Origin of the sequence: Dyella sp. C11, assembly GCF_003121485.1 — a bacterium.
In the GTDB taxonomy this organism is placed as follows: domain Bacteria; phylum Pseudomonadota; class Gammaproteobacteria; order Xanthomonadales; family Rhodanobacteraceae; genus Dyella.
Window position 1 is genome coordinate 25,979 of sequence record NZ_QAVX01000007.1, and the last position, 20,082, is coordinate 46,060.

The 20,082-nt window shown below is 56.8% G+C and carries 20 protein-coding genes; 10 read left to right on the top strand and 10 right to left on the bottom strand.

Annotated features, from left to right (window positions below):
- The first annotated feature begins 169 nt into the window (after nucleotides 1–169).
- The 5 genes from DK366_RS08615 (at nucleotide 170) to DK366_RS21180 (ending at nucleotide 6,633) form a co-directional block, all read left to right on the top strand.
- Nucleotides 170–2,317 carry an adenosylcobalamin-dependent ribonucleoside-diphosphate reductase gene (locus DK366_RS08615; RefSeq protein WP_109125139.1) on the top strand — a complete coding sequence of 716 codons (2,148 nt, stop codon included), beginning with the start codon at nucleotides 170–172 and terminating at the stop codon, nucleotides 2,315–2,317.
- Between the two features lie 107 nt (nucleotides 2,318–2,424).
- Complete coding sequence (locus tag DK366_RS08620; protein WP_198651484.1) at nucleotides 2,425–3,033, top strand: histidine biosynthesis protein HisIE; 609 nt, start codon at nucleotides 2,425–2,427, stop codon at nucleotides 3,031–3,033.
- 200 nt (nucleotides 3,034–3,233) lie between these two features.
- Nucleotides 3,234–3,977, top strand: coding sequence for an NrdJb (locus DK366_RS08625; RefSeq protein WP_109125140.1), 744 nt, complete (start codon nucleotides 3,234–3,236; stop codon nucleotides 3,975–3,977).
- Between the two features lie 405 nt (nucleotides 3,978–4,382).
- A complete protein-coding gene (locus DK366_RS08630; RefSeq protein WP_109125141.1) occupies nucleotides 4,383–6,062 on the top strand; it encodes a DUF262 domain-containing protein in 1,680 nt (559 codons plus the stop codon).
- A 163-nt stretch (nucleotides 6,063–6,225) separates the two neighbouring features.
- Nucleotides 6,226–6,633 carry a hypothetical protein gene (locus DK366_RS21180; protein ID WP_157956478.1) on the top strand — a complete coding sequence of 136 codons (408 nt, stop codon included), beginning with the start codon at nucleotides 6,226–6,228 and terminating at the stop codon, nucleotides 6,631–6,633.
- Nucleotides 6,634–6,799: 166 nt separating this feature from the next.
- On the opposite strand, the gene DK366_RS08635 is transcribed toward DK366_RS21180, so the two are convergent.
- Entirely contained in the window at nucleotides 6,800–7,555 is a 756-nt protein-coding gene (locus tag DK366_RS08635; RefSeq protein ID WP_157956479.1) for a hypothetical protein, read from the bottom strand.
- A gap of 235 nt (nucleotides 7,556–7,790) precedes the next feature.
- Nucleotides 7,791–8,480, bottom strand: coding sequence for a hypothetical protein (locus DK366_RS08640; protein ID WP_157956480.1), 690 nt, complete (start codon nucleotides 8,478–8,480; stop codon nucleotides 7,791–7,793).
- 774 nt (nucleotides 8,481–9,254) lie between these two features.
- Between DK366_RS08640 and DK366_RS08645 the strand changes: the two genes are divergently transcribed.
- Entirely contained in the window at nucleotides 9,255–9,875 is a 621-nt protein-coding gene (locus tag DK366_RS08645) for a hypothetical protein (protein ID WP_109125144.1), read from the top strand.
- 73 nt (nucleotides 9,876–9,948) lie between these two features.
- On the opposite strand, the gene DK366_RS08650 is transcribed toward DK366_RS08645, so the two are convergent.
- The 6 genes from DK366_RS08650 to DK366_RS08675 all read right to left on the bottom strand — a co-directional run bounded on the left by DK366_RS08650 (nucleotide 9,949) and on the right by DK366_RS08675 (nucleotide 14,240).
- Nucleotides 9,949–10,947: a restriction endonuclease gene (locus DK366_RS08650; protein WP_109125145.1), complete on the bottom strand. Its 999-nt coding sequence runs from the start codon at nucleotides 10,945–10,947 to the stop codon at nucleotides 9,949–9,951.
- Nucleotides 10,948–11,002: 55 nt separating this feature from the next.
- A complete protein-coding gene (locus DK366_RS08655; protein ID WP_109125146.1) occupies nucleotides 11,003–11,782 on the bottom strand; it encodes a hypothetical protein in 780 nt (259 codons plus the stop codon).
- 157 nt (nucleotides 11,783–11,939) lie between these two features.
- Nucleotides 11,940–12,416, bottom strand: coding sequence for a hypothetical protein (locus DK366_RS21185; RefSeq protein WP_157956481.1), 477 nt, complete (start codon nucleotides 12,414–12,416; stop codon nucleotides 11,940–11,942).
- A 302-nt stretch (nucleotides 12,417–12,718) separates the two neighbouring features.
- Nucleotides 12,719–13,090, bottom strand: a complete 372-nt coding sequence (locus DK366_RS08665; protein WP_109125148.1) for a hypothetical protein — start codon at nucleotides 13,088–13,090, stop codon at nucleotides 12,719–12,721.
- A gap of 5 nt (nucleotides 13,091–13,095) precedes the next feature.
- The gene (locus DK366_RS08670; RefSeq protein ID WP_232820975.1) at nucleotides 13,096–13,698 is read right to left on the bottom strand and encodes a lysozyme; all 603 of its coding nucleotides are present in this window, start codon (nucleotides 13,696–13,698) and stop codon (nucleotides 13,096–13,098) included.
- Nucleotides 13,695–14,240, bottom strand: a complete 546-nt coding sequence (locus DK366_RS08675) for a PAAR domain-containing protein (protein ID WP_157956482.1) — start codon at nucleotides 14,238–14,240, stop codon at nucleotides 13,695–13,697. Before DK366_RS08675 ends, DK366_RS08670 begins: the two co-directional genes overlap by 4 nt.
- A 256-nt stretch (nucleotides 14,241–14,496) precedes the next feature.
- Here DK366_RS08675 and DK366_RS08680 point away from each other — a divergent pair, with 256 nt between their 5' ends.
- Complete coding sequence (locus DK366_RS08680; RefSeq protein ID WP_109125151.1) at nucleotides 14,497–15,024, top strand: hypothetical protein; 528 nt, start codon at nucleotides 14,497–14,499, stop codon at nucleotides 15,022–15,024.
- A gap of 358 nt (nucleotides 15,025–15,382) precedes the next feature.
- Nucleotides 15,383–15,847, top strand: coding sequence for a hypothetical protein (locus DK366_RS08685; RefSeq protein ID WP_109125152.1), 465 nt, complete (start codon nucleotides 15,383–15,385; stop codon nucleotides 15,845–15,847).
- A 439-nt stretch (nucleotides 15,848–16,286) separates the two neighbouring features.
- Here DK366_RS08685 and DK366_RS08690 read toward each other — a convergent pair whose 3' ends face one another.
- Nucleotides 16,287–16,619 (bottom strand): hypothetical protein, encoded by a 333-nt coding sequence (locus tag DK366_RS08690; RefSeq protein ID WP_109125153.1) that lies wholly within the window; start codon nucleotides 16,617–16,619, stop codon nucleotides 16,287–16,289.
- Nucleotides 16,620–16,858: 239 nt separating this feature from the next.
- A complete protein-coding gene (locus tag DK366_RS08695; RefSeq protein WP_109125154.1) occupies nucleotides 16,859–17,641 on the bottom strand; it encodes a hypothetical protein in 783 nt (260 codons plus the stop codon).
- Between the two features lie 263 nt (nucleotides 17,642–17,904).
- Between DK366_RS08695 and DK366_RS08700 the strand changes: the two genes are divergently transcribed.
- Both DK366_RS08700 and DK366_RS08705 read left to right on the top strand, forming a co-directional pair.
- Nucleotides 17,905–18,261, top strand: a complete 357-nt coding sequence (locus tag DK366_RS08700) for a hypothetical protein (RefSeq protein WP_198651485.1) — start codon at nucleotides 17,905–17,907, stop codon at nucleotides 18,259–18,261.
- A 286-nt stretch (nucleotides 18,262–18,547) separates the two neighbouring features.
- Nucleotides 18,548–20,014 (top strand): hemopexin repeat-containing protein, encoded by a 1,467-nt coding sequence (locus tag DK366_RS08705; RefSeq protein WP_198651486.1) that lies wholly within the window; start codon nucleotides 18,548–18,550, stop codon nucleotides 20,012–20,014.
- Nucleotides 20,015–20,082: the final 68 nt, after the last annotated feature.

Sequence of the window (20,082 nt, forward strand, 5' to 3'; positions counted from 1 at the left end):
CGGAACATCCTCGGGGGGAGGGTGGCCCAAAAGGTCGGGCAGGGAACGCAAGGGTCGAGCAGTACGCACGGGCTTGGGGTTTTCGATACGGCCTGATGCGGACGGCTTAGCCAAACAGAACAAAAACCAACACGGGGCCGAGAGGCCATACCGAGAGGTCAGGAAGCCGATGAGCACCGCGCGTGCACCAGCCGTAAACCGCGATTCCACCGCCATCCCGCTGCAGCCGGCGTCCTTCGATATCTGGGACAAGAAATATCGCCTCAAGGCGAAGTCCGGTACGCCGGTCGATGACAGCGTCGACGGCACCTACCAACGCGTGGCGCGTGCCTTGTCCGACGTGGAAGCCACGCCGGAACTTCGCGAGCACTGGTTCGAGCGTTTCCTGTGGGCGCTGCGCCGCGGTGCCATTCCCGCGGGCCGCATCACTTCCAACGCTGGCGCGCTGGAACACAAGCCCGCCACGTCCACCATCAACTGCACCGTGTCCGGCACCATCCGCGATTCCATGGATGACATCCTGGAGAAGGTGCACGAGGCAGGCCTGACGCTGAAGGCCGGTTGCGGCATCGGCTACGAGTTCTCCACGCTGCGTCCGCGCGGCGCGTACGTGTCGGGCGCCGGCGCCTACACCAGCGGCCCGCTGTCCTTCATGGATATCTACGACAAGATGTGCTTCACCGTCTCCTCCGCCGGCGGTCGCCGCGGTGCGCAGATGGGCACGTTCGACGTCAGCCATCCGGACGTGAAGGAATTCATCCGCGCCAAGCGCGAAGACGGTCGCCTGCGCCAGTTCAACCTGTCCCTGCTCGTCACCGACGGCTTCATGCAGGCGGTGGAGCACGACCAGGACTGGCCGCTGGTGTTCCCCGTGCACGTGAAGGAAAAGGACGAGGTGGACCTCACCGACGCGTCCACCATCGTGTGGCGCGAGTGGGCCACCCACGAGAACTACATCGAGCGCGACGACGGCCTGGTGGCCTGCAAGGTGTACGGCCACATCCGTGCGCGACACCTGTGGGACATGATCATGGTGTCCACGTATGACTTTGCCGAGCCGGGTTTCATCCTGATCGACAAGGTCAACGAGATGAACAACAACTGGTGGTGCGAGCACATCCGCGCCACCAACCCCTGCGGCGAGCAGCCGCTGCCGCCCTACGGCTCGTGCCTGCTGGGCTCGGTGAACCTGACCACCTTCGTGCGCGACCCGTTCGGCCCCAAGGCCCGTTTCGACTGGGACGAATACCGCGACGTGGTCAAGGTGTTCACCCGCATGCTCGACAACGTGGTGGAGATCAACGGCCTGCCGCTGGAACAGCAGCGCAACGAGATCATTTCCAAGCGCCGTCACGGCATGGGCTTCCTGGGTCTGGGCAGCACGCTCACCATGCTCAAGATGCGCTACGGCAGCGGCGAAGCGGTCTCCTTCACCGAAGACGTCTCCCGCGAAATGGCCGTCGCCGGCTGGGAAGTGGCGCTGGACCTGGCCAAGGAAAAGGGCGTGGCGCCCGTGCTCGCCAAGGACTACACCGTCACCGGCGACATGCTGCGCAAGCGCCCGGAAATGGTCGCCGACGGCTACAAGGTGGGTGATGCCATCCCCGGTCGCGTGCTGCACGCCAAGTACAGCCGCTACATGCAGCGCGTGGCCAGCGTGGCGCCCAACCTGGTGGCCGAGCTGGCCGAAACCGGCGCGCGCTTCACGCATCACAGCTCCATCGCGCCCACCGGCACCATCTCCCTGTCGCTGGCCAACAACGCCAGCAACGGCATCGAACCCAGCTTTGCGCACCATTACTCGCGCAACGTGATTCGCGAAGGCCGCAAGACCAAGGAAAAGGTGGAGGTCTACAGCTACGAGCTGCTGGCCTATCGCGCGCTTATCAACGCCGACGCGCTGCCCTTCACGGACGCCCCCAAGTCCAAGCTGCCCGAGTACTTCGTGGCCGCCGACGACATCTCGCCCAAGGAGCACGTGGACATCCAGGCTGCCGCGCAGCTGTGGGTGGACTCGTCCATCTCCAAGACGGCGAACGTCCCCACCGACTACCCGTACGAAGACTTCAAGGACATCTATTTCTACGCGTACAAGCAGGGTTTGAAGGGGTGCACCACCTTCCGTTTTAACCCCGCAGCATTCCAGGGCGTGCTCGTCAAAGAAGCCGACCTTGAGAGCACCCTCTACCGCTTCGAATTGGAAGACGGTAGCGTGGTGGAACTGAAAGGCAACGAAGAAGTGGAATACGACGGCGAAATGCACACCGCCGCCAATTTGTTCGATGCCTTGAAGGAAGGGTATTACGGAAAGTTCTAAACTATGTCCCGATGCCCCGTAACACGCATCGCCCACTGCCAAGAACGACACCGAAATATCCGGTGGCAAGGCTCAACAAACAATCCACGTCGGAGGGGATAACACGCATGTCCATCGATACCGAGTTTGATGTGAAAGAAGAAACCGTAACGGTCGTTGACGCGCCGGTCGAAGTTCCCGTGGTCGAAGTGACCGCGGCAGCCAAGCCCAAGAAGGCTCGTGCCAAGAAGTCCAGCGCAGCCAAGAAGGCAGCTCCGGCCAAGAAGGCAGCCGCTGCCAAGAAGACCGCCAAGAAGGCCGTGAAGAAGGCTGGCGCCAAGAAGACCGCCAAGAAGGCGGTGAAGAAGGCCGCTGCCAAGAAGACCGTCAAGAAGGCTGTGAAGAAGGCAGCCATCAAGAAGACCGCCAAGAAGGCTGTGAAGAAAGCAGCTGCCAAGAAGGTCGCCAAGAAGGCCGTGAAGAAGGCAGCCGCCAAGAAGGTTGCCAAGAAGGCCGTGAAGAAGGCCGCCAAGAAGGCAGTGCGCAAGACCGCTGCCAAGAAGGCCGTCCGCAAGGTCATCAAAAAGACGGCCAAGAAGGCCGCCGTGAAGAAGGCGGTCCGCAAGGTCGCCGGCAAGAAGGCCGCCAAGGCGGTCAAGAGGTCCACTGCCAGCAAGAAGGCGAGCGCGAAGAAGGTCGTCCGCAAGGTCGCCAAGAAAGCCGCACGCCGCAAGTAAGTCGTAACCCGAACCGGCCCGGCGCAACAACGCCGGGCCGGTTTGTTTCCGCGACGCGAGCCGCCCGCAACACCCGAACCTCAAACTCTTCGAACCGTCATTCCCGCGCAGGCGGGAATCCAGTGCCTTCCCGGCCAGCAAGGCGAAAGACACGAAAACGACGGAACGTCGCGTGAGGTTCCCCAAAGAGAACCACACACATGGCGATCAAGATCGAAAAGAAGATCAAGGGCTACAACGTCGTCAAGCCCGAGGACAAGGCCGCGTCCCCCGCAGCACCCGCCGCCCAGCCGGCCGCTTCCAAGGAAGCGCCCAAGGCGGAAATCATCCAGATGCACGAGAGCCTGGAGCGTCCCGAAACGCTCGTCGGCTCCACCTACAAGATCAAATCGCCGCTGTTCGAACACGCGTTGTACGTCACCGTCAACGACATCGTGCTCAACGTCGGCACCGCCTACGAACAGCGCCGCCCCTTCGAGATCTTCATCAACTCGAAGAACATGGACCACTTCCAGTGGATCGTGGCGCTCACCCGCATCATCTCCGCCGTGTTCCGCAAAGGCGGCGACGTCACCTTCCTCGTCGAAGAAATGAAGGCCGTGTTCGACCCGCGCGGCGGCTACTTCAAAGCCGGCGGCATCTACATGCCCAGCATCGTCGCCGAGATCGGCGCGGTCATCGAACAACACATGAAGTCCATCGGCCTCATCCACGACCCGGAGATGGACGAGTCGACCCGCAAGCTGATTGCCGAGAAGCGCGCCGCCTACGAGGCCGCTGCGAACGGCAAGAGCGCTGCACCTGTCTCCACCGAATCCAAGACCGAATCCGCCACGGGCTTCCCGCCGGGCGCCACGCTGTGCGCCAAGTGCAACACGCAGGCGCTGGTGCTGATGGATGGGTGCCAGACTTGTTTGAATTGCGGTTACAGCAAATGCGGCTAAAGCATGTGACTGAGATTTTCGATAATACAAAGGGCGGCAGTAATGCCGCCCTTTCTTTTGTTTAAATCACCTGGGGCAACAGGGCATGGGCCGTCCTGGCTTTAGATGTGCTCGAGCAAATAGGGGCGAGGCATGCGGATTATATGCGCCCTCGTGCCGGCGAAGTTTGGTCTTTTCTATAAGGAGCGAGGTCCTAGTTGCAAATGAATCCCTGCCTAAGTGGTTGGGAACAAGGATTAGAGTGTGCGTTTATAAAGAGTCCGTAATACGCGATATCGTGTACAGGCTCACTTCTCGCCTGTACGGAAATGAATCTGCCCCTTTAATGACCCTGTTGGTTAGTTCGACTCCGTTTGTTAGTCCGGTTTGTTAGTTTGTTGATCACGAAAAATCTTTGGAGTTGGGATGCTAAATATTCAGCCACAATACCTTGCGCTTAATAAACTCCTGCTCGGGCGATTGTTTAAAATTCCGGAGTACCAGCGCGCTTATAGTTGGACTAAGCATCAGCGCGATGATCTTTTTAGCGACCTGCTGAAAACTCACGCGGCCGGAAAGGACGAGGTCCATTTCATGGCCGCCATGGTATGTCTTCGGCGAGACAAGCAGGAGCTGGGCACTGATGAATATCAAGTGCTCGAGGTTGTGGATGGGCAGCAGCGCTTAACTACCTTAATTATTTTGCTAAAAGCGATTTGTATTGCGCTTGATCGATCCGTGAAGGATGAAGAGAAGCTCTATCTTGAGCTGTCTGACCTTCTGGTGAAACCCGAGGGCGGGGAGCTTCTTCTTCTTCAGACAAACCACGATAGCAGTCATTATTTTGCGAACTACCTTCGTCATGGTGCGAGGGTCGCGTCAAAGATCGCGGCGACTATAGCTGACCGGGAGATTCTAGAAGCGATAGAGAGTTGCCATGGTTTCGTTGAGTCTTGGAGTACTGGCGACCGCACCCTGCTGAGTCTCGCGTCGCTTCTCAAAAACAAGCTTTACTTTCTTCTGCATGAGATCGATCAAGAGAGAACTGTATATACAGTCTTTGAAGTGCTCAATAGTCGCGGTCTGACTGTGTCTTGGCTTGATCGTTTGAAGAGTATTTTGATGGGAATGGCCTTTGATATGCCAAAAGCCAACGCGCCAGGGGTTATTAGGGAGCTTCATTCCATCTGGCGTGATATTTATTCATCGATAGGGCTTCGCCAAGGTCTTAGCACGGAAGCACTAAGATTTGCTGCAACCTTGCAGTCAAAGTCCGCTCCGAGTCGCCCCTTGAGTGAGGAGGACGCAGTGGAGGCTCTCCGGGCCACTGGTGCTGTGAGCGCGGCCGCTCTGCGTCAAGTGGCAGCGTGGTTGCTGGATTGCACGAATGCGTGTGACTCTGTTTTAGCTAACACACGGCTTAATGCGGTTACGAGAATTTCGCAGGCACGACTTTTGGCAGTGGCTATTGCACTGAGAACAGACTTTACAGAGAGCGAACGTGACGGGTTACTTAAGCGTTGGGAGCGAGTGACTTTTCGAATCTACGGCATGTTGGGTAACGACGCGCGTACCCGCGTAGGCGATTATGTTCGTCTTGCTTGGCGAGTTATTAATGAACAGCCGAAATTCAAAGAGATCGATCAAGCGATCTGCGATATAGGAAGCGAGTTTCCGATCGATGAGGCGATTAAAGCTTTAAGGGGCGCCGACTGCTACGATGGGTGGGAGCGCGAACTTCGGTACATGATGTTTCGGTATGAAGAGTATTTGGCAAAATTAAAAGGAATGCGGTTTAAGAATGAACAATGGGCCAAGATCTGGTTGGCTAGTCCGTCGGATTCAATTGAGCATATTTTTCCTAAAAGTCGAGGGCCTGTGAAGGCCAAAAATCGACTTGGTAACTTAGTCTTGCTCCCTCCAAATTTGAATTCCCAGCTTCAGGATAAAATGCCAAAGGATAAGGCCGATGCTTACAGAGATACTGGGCTTCTAATTGCGGTTGATGTGGCCAAGGCAATTGAACGGGAAGGTTGGCTCGCAAAGAGCATTGTAGAGCGGGAAGACTCGATTCTTGAGTGGGCCAAGACCGAATGGGGTGATTGATCGTCCATGCTTCAAAAAAAGGGAGGGATGTTTTTCCGAGAGGAAGACACTCTGACTTTTTTCGAATATCTAAGTACTACAGCAGAAATTCATTAGGCAATTTATTTTGAAGCAGAGAAAGTTACCAACTGTAGGCCATGCACTTCTCACCACGGGCCTGACAATGCTTGCTGTGGTCGCCTTTGTTTGGTTGGCAGATATTGATTTTCCCAGACTTAGCTCGGATATAAAAAAGCGTCTCGCGCAGTCGGGGATTTTGCTTGCTTACGGTGGCGCTATGATTGGCATGAGCGGCCTCTTTTGGGACGGCGCGTTTGCAAACGCTAGAGCTTCTTCCCAAATACGGCTCGCATCCGCATTGAGCAGCGTGGAACAGTTTCAAAGGATAAAAGCAAGAGCACTCAATGCTAATTTAGATCGTATGGAGTCGGTTGTGCGGAGCCGCCGGGAACAAGCTGAACAAGACATCGAAGTCGCTCACTCCGAGTCAAAATTCAAACAGGTAGCTGGTTGGATTGGCCTTGCGTTGGTCGCTTGTGGGACCGTTTGTCAAATCGTTGGAGCAACCTGAATAAAACAAGGGTCAGGTCGCTTTTTGATAACCGATAACGGGGTTAGGTTCACTTCTCGCTAACGTTGAAGTTAACCTGACCCCGTTTGTTCCCGTTTGTTCCCGTTTGTTCCTAATCTTGATACACATGACCAGGCGAAATGCCTAGCCCTTTACACTGATCTAGCTATTCGCAGGAAAGCTCAATTCGATTGGCGTCCTTGTTGAATGTGATGCTACCGCAGTGACCCAGTGCGTCGCGCCCTAGCGTTAGGTAGTAGAGCGGTTTGACTTTGCTCTTGGTGTCCGCCGTCACCACCACTGCTGGCAACGTTGCTTCGCTTGGATCCAGTGCGCTCGCGGATGCACCACCTTCCTCGACTCCAGATACACGGGAGTAGTCGCGAACTAACATCGTTTGAATGCGAAGTGCTCCGATGTCTATCGGAGTCGCCAGGCTTAGTCCGCGCACTGGGCGGTCGATACCAAAGTCTGTGGCTTCAGTGTTGCTCGTCCCTGACCACCTCCCTCCATGAGCAGCTGAAATAACTTGTCCAGCTGCTGCAGACGCAATGGTGTGCTCGCGCAAGGGGTTAAACATCACAAATATGGGTGTTTGGTCCACTGTGATCTGTGTACCCACCTTGTTGTTGTTCACTTGAATGGGGAGACTGAATACCGTCGGGTGCTCAACAGCAACGCCAGTGTTCAAACGAATCACCGATTGCGCCAACGCATTGGGGCCAGCCAGCCCTTCCAGTTGCGACGCCGCGGGTTTGTCGAACCAAAGGGCTCGTAGGTTGCTTTCCCGGCCATCGATCAAGAACTTTGCCTTGCCCGTGTGACCAGGAATGATCGTTGTTCCAACGATAGCCTGGATACCTATCATGCTGGCGAAGACATTGCTTCGAATGCCAAGCTGCACAGCAGCATCGGGGTTCAACGTGGGTACGAAATCCAGTCACCACGAACCAATAGTTTTGCTGGGTGCCCATTCACCGTTGCATGGATGATCCCGTCTTGGCCAACGTCAAGCGTGTCCGCAGAGGCTCGTATAACGTAAGTGGTCGAGAGCAGTGCAATGAAGATCTTCGTGGTGATGGCGAGAGGATTCGATCGATCTTTCATTTTTACACCTCAAAACAGATCTTCTGCTGGGATGTTTGGATGCGCCACGCTTACTCCTTGCAGGCGGCAATGCGCACAAGTTGGCCGTCGTCCCAAAGCAACTTGGCATCGTCGGGCAAAGCCTGAGAAGAAAGGGGCACTTTTACGTCCGTTCCACTCGCTGACCATACGACCGAGTGGTTTTCGTCTTCGATGTTTACCGGTTGAATGGACGAGAACTGGAAGCTCGCACAATTGAATCGGGGAACCAGCAGGCTGCCTGCTCCGTATTCCTTCTTCCAGGCGCTCCGCGCCTGGGTGATGGCGGATCGAAGGTAGGAGACCTTCATCAAACCGGGAGACTCGGGGACGACATCGATCTTGTAGATGATGTTGAACGGCGCGCCCGCGGTGTTGGATTGCAAGACGGCATCGCCTTTCATGTCCATGACGGCTTGGGGGATATCGACACGACCGTGCGCCGTCACGGAAACGGGAAGGGTTTCAAGGTCGCTGACAATGGCCAGCTCAAGTGCCGAGGTATCCGGAACTTGCTTTCCGGCCAGATAAAAGGAAAGGCGAACCTTGTCGCGCTCACTCTCGGGTAGATCGTTGAATCGAGCGAAGTCTCTACGTATGCGATCGAGCTTAAAAGCCAGCGCTTTATGTGAGCCGGTAACTGAGATGGTCTCTAGTTTTTCCTGCGCTGCGAGTGGGCCTGCGCCGGCTAACATGATGCCTAGTACGGCCACAGTGGCCATGGCTTTGTCTCGTCGGTGCATCGGTATTCCCCTTAAAAAGAAGCGGTGCTGAAGCAACGCCGCTTCCGCCTAACTTCGAAGACTTACCAGGCCAAGCATGCGCAACCGCCGCTCATGGCACTCTCCCGTTGCAAGGCTGATATGAATGGAGCCCGCGTCTGATACACGGCCATGTCATTTGGCAACCAAAGAACGAGACGCGAGAAAAGCATCCCGTTCAACTTGACGCTGAGGTGATTCCACGGTGGCGGCACTCCGTGCGCTGGAAGACCGCGAATAATCAATGAGTTATTTGAATTTCGCGCTCAATGATTTCTCGAGAAAGAGACCTGTGCGCACAGTCCAACGGGAAGCAATGGGTGGCTTCCATAGATATTTTCTGACAGCTCATTGAGTAAATGACTGCATTTGGGCTCCGATGAACACGGCAATTCTTGTGCTCGCAACGGTTGTTTCGCAGGCGCCCAGGACATGAGGCCAGAGCGGAGCTTGGCGCCCTGGCGGCGAACACGCAGACCAGCGATAGCGGGGTCGGGCTCCCTTCTCGGGTTCACTTTTTTCCTAACGCGGAAGTGAACCTGACCCCGTTTGTCGGTCGGAGGTTGCGCTCAGTCGCGTCGTTTGTATGAGGCGATAGACCGAGAAGGGCAGTGGCAGAACAGGCAGCCAGGTTCGAGTGCACCTCTGAGGCAGATTTTTCAGCTATTCCCCAGGCATCCCCTCAAGTTCTCCTCGATGCTGCAGATACAGAGGTTTTGCGGGAAGCGGTAGTTCATGAGCCAAAAGACATTTTTGTTGGGCGTGTTTTTTTCAATTTGTGGCGTGGTTTGGATGGTGGCGGAGTTTTTGTCCGGTTTGTACTGGCAAGGTATTGCCACAGTCATCGCCGGGTTCGCCGTCGGCCTTGCCGTTGCCGGGTTCGTTAAGTGGACCGGTGCCCTTTTCGGAGGCGCAGCCTCTGCCGTGGTGCTATGTGGAATTATGCACATGCTCTTTGAAACAGACGGCATGGACCTTCACCGGCAGATGCGTGAAAACGACATCGCACAAGTTTTCCTGAAACTCTACTCGTCGCCAAACGATTACGGTTTGACGCAAAGTGAGCGTCTGATCGTTGAGCAGGGCTGGAAAGTCTGCGTGATGCAGCCCAACAGTGAGCAGATGCAATCGATTCAAGCGGGTGTAGAGGCTATCCACGAGCCGATGGAAGTAGGGTTCTTTGCCCGACTCTGGCAGAGCGCAACGCACATCTTCTCCACATCATCTGCCGAGAAGATGGGTACGGGGTGCTTTGACTTGTTCGATCAACTTCACGCTACCAAGCCGGTGCTGTTGGACACCATGGAGAAGCTGGAGCGGTCGACACGTACTCCCTTGGAAGGTCGGCATCCGTAGCCACGAGTAGAGCGGCGTGCTGCCCCTGAGTAGCGGGTACAGCACTCGCTTTTTGTCGATCCGGCAGTGGAAGTCAACGAGTTGGCAACGACTCCACTTCCGGAGTGGTCTTCTCAAGAATCTTCATGGCCTCACGATTTCGCTTCTCCCAATCCTTAAGTTCTTCATCAGACATGGGCGCGTCAGCCCTGTAAATCTTGTGGGTTGGCTGCGCGGTAGCCTTCATTGCAATGGTGGGCGTTGAAGATGGTTTTGCTGTCGGCGCTGCGGGCGCGGCGACTACAGGTGGCTGTGAGACGGGAGGTGTTGGTGAACGTGTCACGAGGAGCGGCTGTGGTTGCTGCGTTGGAAGTGCCAGCGCAACCAATATGCAAACCGCAGCGCTGCCAGCAAAAAGCAGTGGATTGTCCAAGGTGCCCTCGGGCTCCTTTCTCATCTGAATGCTTTTGACTGTAGAGAGCAGTGTGGCGCCGTCGATCAGCTCAATCGGCTTGCCATAGGCGAACGCGCCGGCGTCGGGCGTGTAGCCGCAAAGCGTGACGATCTTTACGGCGCTGGCGCCCTCATGCACCAGTACGCCAAACATCTCTCGCACAACGTGCACGGGCACTCTCTGCGAGCGCCACTGTTTGCACTGCACGATGATCTTCAGCCCGTCCTTGCGCAGCACGAGGTCTTTGCCGCCATCAGCGCCGCCCTGGCCGGTTTCTTCCACGCTGTAGCCCTGGTGCCGAAAGGCTTCTCCCACTAGCGATTCGAAACTTCGCCAATCCATGTTGCGCAGACTCTCGATACCCGTCTGAGATTCCAGCAACTGTCGCCGACTACCGCGTTTTAGGAACGAGAGCGAAGCGGCCATGCAGCAAGCGATCAGCATGAACCACGCTATGAAGGTGTACATGCCGGCCTTTGCGGCTTTCGCGATTCCCAAGAGGAACAGGTCGTCGCTGGAACCCCATAGCCAGCCAATCCCGTATTGAACCCCTACGAAGGCGATAACCCCCAGCACGATGCCAATTGGCCAAGGCATCGATGCCAAGACATCAAAATTGCTTCCCCTGCGCTTTGCCATAACCCCTCCCTGAGTTCACGCATGCCTAACCATACAGTCAGTTGAACTGATCTTCTTAGTGATCTTTAGTACCCCCACCTTTCGGCATAGGTTGCCCTTGGGCGTGGTCAACCCATGTGATGGACGATATTGGAGCAACGAAACCCTTTGATGTTTGCGAATACAGGGCGCAGAACTGCTGTCCGCAAACTAGGACGCTGAAAGCCTCCTCCTGGATGCTATTGCTTCGTCTGACGTACGCAGTAGCGGCCCCTTCAAAGTCGTTCCCTTGATCTCGCGCGGCAGCTACGTCACCGACATGGAGGAAGGTTCTGATGATGATCACTGACACCAGAAGGAAGAAAATCAATCCAACAAACATGAAATATGTCAAAGTTAAAACTACGAACACGGTTCGACCAAAGTCCTTGATAACTTCTGGCGCGCTGGGGAGTCGGGTCGTCAACAAGGCAAGATTTCGCCTGAATTTTGATTCCGGTTTCGGGTGTGGCTCAGGCTTGGGACGGGAGGCGTCGACCGGCCTTCGCTGGTGAAAAAACGCTGCGACGAAAATCATCGTCAGTACAAATAGGAAAATTGACCATAAAGGGTGATTTTCAAAACTCTTGTTTAGGAATTCCATTACCTGGGTGAAGAGAGCAATGAACCCTATAAACGCTTGCCTGTATGTTTCCGTGACATCGATGGGGAACAACCCCTCGGCGATTCCGAAGTGCTTCAAGTACCCTTCGTGATAAGCCTGACCTGCGAGGTATGCGGCGGGCAGAGCGAGAAAGTAAGCTGGTTTCTTTGCCCTCCTTAGAAGGCTGAGAATGCTTCCAAATGTTGCCGCCATGGCGAGATCGTTGATCCGTCAAAAATCAAGTTATCGGCACAAACCGCTGCTGCTTAAATAGGAGGCGTTGCCGGTAGAGGCATTGAATGCAGCCAGTATCACCCCGCCAGTTGGTGTTGTTTGCTGACGATCACCCTGGCGCTGAGCCTCTATCACTTCAATGATAGGTAACCGACATGGTTATCTCGGTCGTCACGGCATCGAAGAGTGGGCTGACGTCGATGGACATGTCGACATTTTCGCTAGTGCTCGCGCTGAGCAGTGAACCGTTAGTGCTTGTGAAGCTCGCGCTTGGAATCCAGGCGGAAAAGCTCTTCGCATCGGCGGGATCAAACGCAGCAGAAGCAATCTTGATAAAGAGTTTATTCCATGCCGCTTTGTCCTCAGGAGGAGGCGGGTTGTTGATCCACGCGTGGGCGATGCTGCCTGAGTCGACACACCCCATGCTAACCACGCGTATGAGCGTGCCGTCTTTGAGCAAGATGCTCATCGCTTTGGGGTTCATCACGACATAACTTTTGACATCCTTAGAAGAACGGACGACTTCCACGGCTAGAGGAAGAGGATTCAGGGTGCACTGGCTTGTATGGGCGCCAGCAAGCATGGATGTGATAACAAGACTTAGAGCGATCATAGGTCTTGAATCTCCAAGTGGTACCCAGCGTCATTGAGTGGTTTAAAGAACCTGATCACTCGGGTATTGACCTGTGCTTCTTCGACAAGTTGCCTGCTTCCACGTCTCCCACAGATTTTGGACTTACGTCAAAGACGTTGAGGTCAGTTGCACGTGCGACACGGTGAATTGAATCAGCATATTCTCTGATCGTTTGCGCCATATCGCCCTAAATGGTTTCGGCGTCGCGGCCTTGCGCCACCACCGGTCGTATTGGTGGAGTATCTGCTTGCCATCTCGGCCATATAGTTCTCCGCGTATCGCTATGGCTCTAGGCGCTTGCCGAGCTCAGCATCAATTTCTTTTCCATGTTGATCGATGACTGAAAACTTGTCGTCATCACCGACGTAGATGGTCTGCCCAGCCTGCGGAAACTTGAAGCCAATATGCTGACAAGGCGTTTCGCTTCCCTGGCAAAGACGTACCCAGTCAGTACCTTCAAGGCTCCTTGTTTTGCCCGTGGTCTTCTCTACCTCAGTTAATTTGATGTCGTTGCAGTTCACGTCGCCCTCCTGACATTTGACGACCACGACAATCACACGTTTTGGCGTAGAAATGACAACGTCATACGAGGCCGACGCAGCGCCGCACCAGAAGGCTAAAACAAGAAGAAGTGCGTTCTTACCTATGCGCATAGATGTCACCATCCTGAGTAATTGCTGTTGTGGTAGATGTCGAGTTCCGCATTCCGTCGATTGTTTAAGCTGCGGTTCTCTCGGCCCTGCGATCTATTGAACGCGCGCCACGCCTCATCGACTGATCCATAGATTGTCGTTGCTTGCGGATCGTTGATGAGCCGAAGTGCCGACGAGCTGAGAAAGGCGCCTTGGCCCATGTTGAAGCAAAGCGCCACGAGTGCATCAAACTCATTCTGGGTCACGCCAACATTGAGGCCACGGTTGACCGTGCTAACGAATGGCTGCAATTCCGAGTTGAAGAGTGCATCTGCCTGCGACTCGGTGATCCCATTGGCGTAGGTTGTCCATTCACTCGCTTGGATAAGGTGCCCATAGCCTATGGTTGCGCCAGGTACGTAGTGGTTCACATCCTGCGATGTTTGGTCATCGTATGGCATCAAGCGGAGTGTCTCTACGCGTTTGAGCATGTCGATCCCTTGATCACTAAACGTCATGATAGTTTTTGGTAGTGAGCTGGTGTCTACCTGCGTTACTGAACCCGGCTGGGTATTTGTTGGTGCAGATCCGAGATGTGCTTCATTCGTGCCGAATGACCTTTCCGTCATGATTCGCGGACCAAGTAGATGTGAAGTAGCTCGGCCGCCGAAGTCGCAATGCGTTGTGTCATACCGCGCGAGTCGGTGACTCCCGTCATCTCCGATCCTGACGCTGTTGCTATGCGATACGTCGCGTTGACGAGCGGCTTGCCGTGTCGCGAGAGAATCTGGAATTGATGGTCGTTACGGTTTGGTTCTTCGGGGGAAATGGTGGTTGAAGCGCCCAGCCAAGTAATGTTGGTTAGTCCTCCACTACCGGAGGTTGTACTGACGGTGTCCTCGACCCAGAAGCTGCTCGCGCAAGAGCTAAAGGCAAAACATCCGCAACTTAGCTTGCAGCCTTCGATGATCCATCCCTTGCCGTCGCTGGAATTGCTCTGACAGCACTCGACAAATGTCTGTATGCCGCCGTGCTTGTTGCATGTGGCTTTGTCGCCAGCAAGTGCGAGGGGTAAATCGTCAATGATGAAAAGAGTTCCGCTTGCGGAAATGACTTGGCCGCCGCCCGATGTTCGGTCGCCTAACCGGATAGGGCCTCCTGCGAGAGACATAGTTACTCCTGGTGCTTTCTGCGTTCGGGTGTGCCGCGAAACGTCTGCCATAACGATGAGCAGTCGAAATCTCGGGCGAAGAGGAGGCGTGAGAGGCCGTGGTCTCAACAGGTGCGTCGGGTCCGAGATATAGCCTTGGACTGCCGGGCCTGACCATCAGCTAAAATCCCGTTACGCTAAGTCTTTACGCGACGGTTCTTGTAGGTGCGGCACCGTTCGGCGATCACCTGTGCACGGCCCGGGAGGCCGCAATCCCATGAGCTCCGACGACTCCTTCGACACCGAACACCAGTTCGACGATGACGACGATTCCCTCGACGCCTACGTCTGGCAGTTGTTCCTGATGATCAATCCGGGCGACGACGATTCGGCGTTCCAGCAGTTCGCGGCGTATCGCGAGGTGGTGGCGGATACGCCGGAGGACGACATCAATGTCGCCGAGGTGGTGGGGCAGGTGGCGGATTGGCGGGCGGCGTTTCGGGTGGAGGCGGGGGATACGCGGGCGCTGGTGCAGGCGATTGAAGAGCTTGCCTCGCGCTGGAATATCGACATCGATTGGGATGGCGACGTGGACGAGGACGACTTCCATGCGGATGTCGATACCTCCGACCTGCTGGGCGTGGCGTACGACAACCTGGCGCCGCATGGCTACACGCTGTGGGTGCTGGATACGGATGACGACAGCGTGGCGGGCTGGATCACGTTGTCGCGCAACGTGGAGCCGATGCGGGAGCTCGCCACGGAATTGGGCGTGCACCTTCACCGCGGCAACGAGACGGGCTGACCCCAGAAAAGGAAATGGGCGGCGCTCGCGCGTCCGCCCATCTGTTCCAGCCAGCTCCACACATCCGATGGGCTGTTGGTGCTCCGCCAGCAAGGCGGTCGCTACTCGCTGAGTCGTCCTGTCGGCTCGGGAGTGGGTCCAGATTAGGTGTCTGATCGTTGAAGCTTCATAAGGGCTTCCTTAGGAAGTCGTAAAAACTGACCGTCGGAAGCAAATTTTCGCGATGGCGCGTCGGAAAGATTCAGCAAACCGTGTTTTTACCGCTCGCCATACGGGCGCGTACCGGTCCATTGGCCATGTTTCGAGCGCTGGCCGACCATAGGTGGCGGCCTCCTTCCATCGTTCTTCCCAGGTTCTCATGATCAAGCCATTCCGCTACGCGGGCTTTCTGGATGTGCTGGAGCGTTCCGGCGACATCACGGCCGATACCCAAGCCGCCATGTCACCCGCGCTGGCAGGGCTGCTGGTGAGCGCCGCTGCCCCGGCGGCCTGGTCGCCCGCGGCCGCCTTGTTGATTCCCGTGCTGAAGGCGCGCCGGGCGACGTGGCAGGCAGCGGCTGATACCGAGCTGGCGGCGGATGAGCTGCGCAAATATCAGAAGTACGCGAAACCGGGCAGGCCGTCCCCGCACATCGTGCAGCTGCGGCAGAAGCAGGCGGCGGCGCGGCAGGCGACCAGCATTGCGCGGCAGGCGTTGATCAAGGCGGCGGCCGCCTTTGTGCGGGAGGCGGATATCGACGTGCCGGAGCGCATGCCGCTCGATACGTTCATCGTTGAGTGGATCGACACGCATGTGCCCAAGGATGCGGCGACGTCCGCCTGATGGATCAAGCTTCGCGCGCCTAGGTACGCGATGAGAGCCGTGAAAGGGTGAGAGCGTGCGCATCGCACGCATCGCACGCATCGCACGCATCGCACGCGGCGCACCCGGCGTCTGCGGCGCCTCTCCTGACCGTCATTCCCGCGAAGGCGGGAATCCAGTGACTTTCGCTCTTGTCAGTCAGGTCGCATGGCGAAAAAGGCACTGGATGACCGGACATCTATCCGTTGAAAAGCGCCTCCCGCCTTCGCGGGAATGACGGCAAATTTTTTATGCACAAGCGCGACCCGCAGCGTGCCAATTTTGCGTCAGGCACGATGGATCAACGGATAGGCACTGGCCGCCATCCGTGTAGGGGAAATCTGTGTGATGTCGAGGATCACCAAGGTGCGGTGCATCGCCAGACCGGCCGATGCACCGCGGGAACGATCATCGGTCGTGCTTACGCATTCATTGCCCGCTTGCCGTCGAGCTGGCGGGCGTGCTGCTCAAGGCACTGGATTGCCAAGGACACACCCTCCTTGAACAACGGAGGAAGTGGCCATGCCGGTGTTTCGGTGGCGATCTTTTTCGCAAGCGCCGTTCGGCACTTCTCGTCTTCTAGCCACAGCTGTGAGAGCGCGTAATGCGCCAGGGCTATGTCGTCGAGGGTGGAAAGGCGTAGCGAATAGGGCGATGGGCGGTGCGCCGTGGGATCGGCGTTGGGCGTGGCGTTGAGTGCGTCACCTGCTGGAAAGGACAGGCGTGCGCGTGCCGTATGATCGTGGACAGCCATGATCAACTCTCGTTCAGTTGGTGATGGTTAGCGGGTCGTGGGTGTTGTCGCACCTGCGGCCCGCGCCTCATGACGATGCGTTGTCATGGTCACTCGCGTTTCTCTGCAAAGAACGTGGCGAGTGACAAGTCGAAAGTAGCAAATGCAAGCCTTGGCGCCTGTCGGCGCAGGCCGATGAAACGTATCCGTGTGTATGCCGTCCTGGATGTCATCCAAGGCGGTCACAGCGTAGTCCGTCATCAATGATCGCGTGAAAGCAACGAGGCGATGGCTTGCTTGACCCGCATGCGGGTGGTGTATTCGCGGTAGAGATCACGGTGCATGATCACCAGGGCGTCGGTGGATGCCTGCAGCTTCGCGATGTCGCCAAATGCCGGCTTGTCTTCCCGGCTCTTGACGAGGGTGGCGGGGCTTTTGACAGCTTGCACCATGAACAGCATGAAGTCGGCTTGTTCTTCTGCCGTCGGCTTGCCGGTAAGAGGTGTCAGGAAGTCGCGTACACGACTTTGGATGGCCAGCAGGTCTTCCCCGTTCTTACGGGTTTCCGCTGCGGCATCCATGTTGTCTTTAATGGCGGCTTCGATGTTCTTGCACTGATGGTCCTGGCCGCAATCGCCAAGGTCTTCCATCATCTCAAGAATGTCCTTGATGAGATCGATGCGCGCGCCCTGGAGCTTGTTGGTCAGTACCTTCTCCCGGGCTGTTGCACCCATGTAAGAGATGCGCGCAAGCGACAGCACAAATTTGTCGTCAATGTTGCGCTGTCCAAAGTCGATGGTGACATCGGCGGCTTCCTGCGAGCTCTTGATGGCATCGACGTTGGCAAGGGTTTCCTTGTCCAGGCTGTCGAACATCTCCGTGGCGGCCTGGTCGCTTATGCGTGGGACGAACAGCGTGGCCTTCAGGTAGGTCGCGAAAAGCAGACCAACTCCCAGGAGGAGGGTGGAGAGCGTGAGCTTCTTCCATAGAGGCGTCTTGGCCGGACTTTGCTTGGCGGGTTGTCGCTTGGCTTTCGGTGGCATGGCGTTCCTTCATGACGATGGGCTGCTGTATTCGGGCCGTTGCCAGGTCGAAGGCGCCGCGGGCCTGGGGCGCGAGCCCCAGTACTTAACGGCGGAAGAAGCCATTTCCTGAGGCGATCGCATTCGCCTCGTCTTGAGCCAGAGCAGAATATGTTCCACAACATAATCTGCCGGTACGTATGCTTTGGTTGCGCCCCGCAGCCACACCGCCGTTGCGGCTTGCCTTGGGGTGATGTGTCCCTCTGACAACGAAGGAGCACGACATGAAACAGTTCATGGCGGTGTACGTCGCCAACGAAAATTCTCGCAAGGCATCGGGTTGGGATGCGCTGAGCGATGCGGAGCTTACGGAGCGTCGAACGAAGGGCGAGCAGGCGTGGGGCCAGTGGGTACATGAGCATCGCGATGCCATTGTGGATGTGGGCAAGCCGCTGGGGAAAACGTTGCGCGCATCGAAGAGTGGCGTGGAGCCGTTCCGCAATGCGCTCACGGCCTACACCATCGTGCAGGCGTCATCGCACGAAGCGGCAGTGAAAATGTTCGAGAAGCATCCGCACTTCATGATCTTTCCCGGTGATTCGGTGGAGGTCATGGAATGCCTGCCGTTGCCGGGGCAGTAAGGCTGCTTTGGAACGTCGCGGGTGAATAATCGGCGCCGAAAGCGCGTTGCGCATCGATGTTCCGCGTTGATCGAAAGGATTAAGTAGAAAGCTCGAACCGGTCGTGCAGCGTGTGTCTTTCGCGGGTGCGTTAGCGCTTATGCGCTATGGAGGCCATGCATTGCGCGGCGCTACGCTCCACGATGATTCGCACGCCTTGCCGGCTTCACGGGTGTTGTTTCCCTTGCGTGCGTGGCGCCAATGGAACACCAGCGCGTGAGGGGCGGCGCCTCTCATGGAGGCGGCCGTGTACGACTATTTCTTTGCGGGCAACCAATATATCCGCGTCACGCGCACCGACACCGGTCCGGGCGTGGTGGATGCGGGTTATCCGCGTGCCATCTCGCCCAACTGGGGTTGGGGTTCGTTCGGTGCCAACGGCATCGATGCGGCGCTGTATAGCGGATCGAAGTGCTATTTCTTCGCGGGCAAGGAATATATTCGCACCACGCGCGGCACGACCGGGCCGGGCACCATCGATCCGGGTTATCCCAAATCGATTGCGGCTAATTGGGGTTGGGGTTCGTTTGGCGCCAACGGCATCGACGCTGCGCTTTTCAGCAACTCCAAGTGCTATTTCTTTTCGGGGAAGGAATACATTCGCGTCACGCGCGGGGAAACAGGGCCGGGCACGGTGGATGCCGGTTACCCGCGACCCATTTCGGTGTGGGGTTGGGGTTCGTTTGGAGCGAACGGCATTGATGCAGCGCTTTATAGCGGTTCGCGCTGCTACTTCTTTTCAGGCGACCAATACATTCGCGTGACGCGCGCGGACGAGGGCGCGGGCACGGTGGATGCGGGTTATCCCAAGCCGATTTCGTCCAACTGGGGTTGGGGAAGTTTCGGCGGCAAAGGCATCAGCGCGGCCTTGAACAGCGCGGGACCCTATGCGCCCGTTCCCGCCAAGGGGTTGGGCAGCAACTCCAACTACTTTCTCTATAGTCCGGCCAAGCCGTTGGCGGAAGCGGCAGAGAAACAGCGCGTACGTGTCGGGCCTGGCGTGCCGATACTCACGTGGTGCAATCACCTGCGTGGTTTGCAGGTGCATATCATCGTGGATACGGATATCACCGGAACCAGCGGCTTCGGCTTCCAGATCAACGCGTATTCGGCGAGCCAGGCGTTCGACGGTGCGCAGCAATACGTGGTGTTGCTGATACCGGACGCCACATCGCACGTACTCGATTGCATGGTGGACAACTGGCATACCAAGCACGATCAGGTGGTCAACATCAGGGAGCCGCTGGCGACACTGCCGAGCAATACGCTGCCGGCGGGTTACCAGATCATCATCACGCTGTTGAACGATGAAGCCGACAACGTCATCGGTGCCAGCTATGTGTTGATCGATAATCACGGCAACACGGTGGGCAATCGCACCATTTCGCTGAGCAACCAGCCTGCGCAGAACCTGGCGCCCATCGTGGCGTTCCAACTCAACTTCGTCGGTGACATCAACGGCGCCACGACGACGCTTTCCTCGGGTGCGGGCACCATGACGTACACCGCATCCAACCTGATGTCCGTGCTCGACACCGAACCTCAGTGCGTGGATTGGACCTTTTCCACGGTGGAAGCCGCCAACAGCATGTACAGCCTGCTGCCCAGCGCGCCGAGCCAGACATTCACGCAGTCGTTCGGGTTGAGCGTGGGTGGCGTCGTCATCCACAGGAAGGCCGAGGTGGAGCACCGGTTGGTGTTGCGGCAGCCTTGAGGGTTTGGGGCTGTCGGCGCAAAGCTTGACCGTTTCCCCACGCGCCATGCACTGGCAGGCCCCATAAT

What these genes read in the sequence shown, in the direction of transcription:
- DK366_RS08615 (WP_109125139.1), top strand. Translation starts at nt 170, where the DNA reads ATGAGCACCGCGCGTGCACCAGCCGTAAACCGCGATTCCACCGCCATC.
- DK366_RS08620 (WP_198651484.1), top strand. Translation starts at nt 2,425, where the DNA reads ATGTCCATCGATACCGAGTTTGATGTGAAAGAAGAAACCGTAACGGTC.
- DK366_RS08625 (WP_109125140.1), top strand. Translation starts at nt 3,234, where the DNA reads ATGGCGATCAAGATCGAAAAGAAGATCAAGGGCTACAACGTCGTCAAG.
- DK366_RS08630 (WP_109125141.1), top strand. Translation starts at nt 4,383, where the DNA reads ATGCTAAATATTCAGCCACAATACCTTGCGCTTAATAAACTCCTGCTC.
- DK366_RS21180 (WP_157956478.1), top strand. Translation starts at nt 6,226, where the DNA reads ATGCTTGCTGTGGTCGCCTTTGTTTGGTTGGCAGATATTGATTTTCCC.
- DK366_RS08640 (WP_157956480.1), bottom strand. Translation starts at nt 8,480, where the DNA reads ATGGCCACTGTGGCCGTACTAGGCATCATGTTAGCCGGCGCAGGCCCA.
- DK366_RS08645 (WP_109125144.1), top strand. Translation starts at nt 9,255, where the DNA reads ATGAGCCAAAAGACATTTTTGTTGGGCGTGTTTTTTTCAATTTGTGGC.
- DK366_RS08650 (WP_109125145.1), bottom strand. Translation starts at nt 10,947, where the DNA reads ATGGCAAAGCGCAGGGGAAGCAATTTTGATGTCTTGGCATCGATGCCT.
- DK366_RS08655 (WP_109125146.1), bottom strand. Translation starts at nt 11,782, where the DNA reads ATGGCGGCAACATTTGGAAGCATTCTCAGCCTTCTAAGGAGGGCAAAG.
- DK366_RS21185 (WP_157956481.1), bottom strand. Translation starts at nt 12,416, where the DNA reads ATGATCGCTCTAAGTCTTGTTATCACATCCATGCTTGCTGGCGCCCAT.
- DK366_RS08665 (WP_109125148.1), bottom strand. Translation starts at nt 13,090, where the DNA reads ATGCGCATAGGTAAGAACGCACTTCTTCTTGTTTTAGCCTTCTGGTGC.
- DK366_RS08670 (WP_232820975.1), bottom strand. Translation starts at nt 13,698, where the DNA reads ATGACGGAAAGGTCATTCGGCACGAATGAAGCACATCTCGGATCTGCA.
- DK366_RS08675 (WP_157956482.1), bottom strand. Translation starts at nt 14,240, where the DNA reads ATGTCTCTCGCAGGAGGCCCTATCCGGTTAGGCGACCGAACATCGGGC.
- DK366_RS08680 (WP_109125151.1), top strand. Translation starts at nt 14,497, where the DNA reads ATGAGCTCCGACGACTCCTTCGACACCGAACACCAGTTCGACGATGAC.
- DK366_RS08685 (WP_109125152.1), top strand. Translation starts at nt 15,383, where the DNA reads ATGATCAAGCCATTCCGCTACGCGGGCTTTCTGGATGTGCTGGAGCGT.
- DK366_RS08690 (WP_109125153.1), bottom strand. Translation starts at nt 16,619, where the DNA reads ATGGCTGTCCACGATCATACGGCACGCGCACGCCTGTCCTTTCCAGCA.
- DK366_RS08695 (WP_109125154.1), bottom strand. Translation starts at nt 17,641, where the DNA reads ATGCCACCGAAAGCCAAGCGACAACCCGCCAAGCAAAGTCCGGCCAAG.
- DK366_RS08700 (WP_198651485.1), top strand. Translation starts at nt 17,905, where the DNA reads ATGAAACAGTTCATGGCGGTGTACGTCGCCAACGAAAATTCTCGCAAG.